2 protein-coding genes are annotated in these 1,001 nt (G+C 57.8%); both read left to right on the forward strand.

Features of this window, described 5'->3' with window-relative positions; all coding sequences use genetic code 11:
• Nucleotides 1–120 precede the first annotated feature (120 nt).
• Nucleotides 121–501, forward strand: coding sequence for a LexA family protein (locus AC1DT3_RS22520; protein WP_477467394.1), 381 nt, complete (start codon nucleotides 121–123; stop codon nucleotides 499–501).
• A 204-nt stretch (nucleotides 502–705) separates the two neighbouring features.
• The coding region (locus AC1DT3_RS22525) for a DNA-processing protein DprA (RefSeq protein WP_477467395.1) at nucleotides 706–1,001 on the forward strand (296 nt) is incomplete at its 3' end.

Consider the following 1,001-nt stretch of genomic DNA (forward strand, 5'->3'; position numbering starts at 1 on the left):
ACGAAATCGCTTGGAAGGCGCTTGAACAGGAGGGCATACGCCCCGGTTCGTCAACATGGGTGGGATCGGCTACATTGGAATTGAGCCCGACGCGGGAGACCGAGCAGGAGGGCAGTTATCGTGAGGCGTCGAACTGGATTGACTCACCGGCAGCGCGAACTTCTCGACCTTAGCGTGGCGTACTCTGGTAAGAACATCGCGCCAACGTTCCAGGAGATGAGGGCCGGCCTGGGTCTTAAGAGCAATTCCGGGATTTACCGTCTTGTGAATGGCCTCGAAGAGCGAGGGTATGTGACTCACCGCTCAAAACGGGCGAGGTTTATAGAGCTCGTGGGAGGCAGAGACCCGAATCAACCATTGAACGAGGGGTTTACAAGATTCACCAGGAGGGCATTGCTTGATCGGGCTCTCCTAGAAATCTGCCGTCTATCGAGGTCGCCTCCCACAGAAATTGTCACCGCAGCGCTATCAGATTACATTCTTGAGCCTACAGGAGCTTGACAGCGCCCCATCTCGCCCGGCTACTTCACCATACGGGAACGTCCAGCAGTCCGCTGCATTGACCAGGCAGGTCCAGTCATGAGCGAAACCACTATGACCGTCTCCGATGATATCGAGTCTCGGCGCCGGGCGCGTTACGTTCCGCCGAAAGACGCGCAACCATTGTCGCTCAAGGCTTTGCTGGCATCTCTAAACCGCCCCGCGATGGCCGCGAAGCAGTATGATCTTTTGAGATCTGCTTCGGATAAGACGTCAGACGTCCCGGTCTTCTGCGCGGGTGACGTCAGTATCTTAAAGGCGCCTTGCGTTTCGATTGTTGGCACCCGAGAGGTGAGCACGGAGGGCAGGCAGCGCGCAGGGCGGCTTGCCCGAGAGCTCGCTAGAGACGGCATTACCGTCGTGAGCGGACTGGCGAAGGGCGTTGATACGGCTGCCCTGACGAGCGCAATCGACAATGGTGGAAAAGTCGCGGCTGTAATCGGGACACCCCTAAACAAGGC

The sequence above is a fragment of the Microvirga sp. P4_G7 genome (assembly GCF_056401005.1).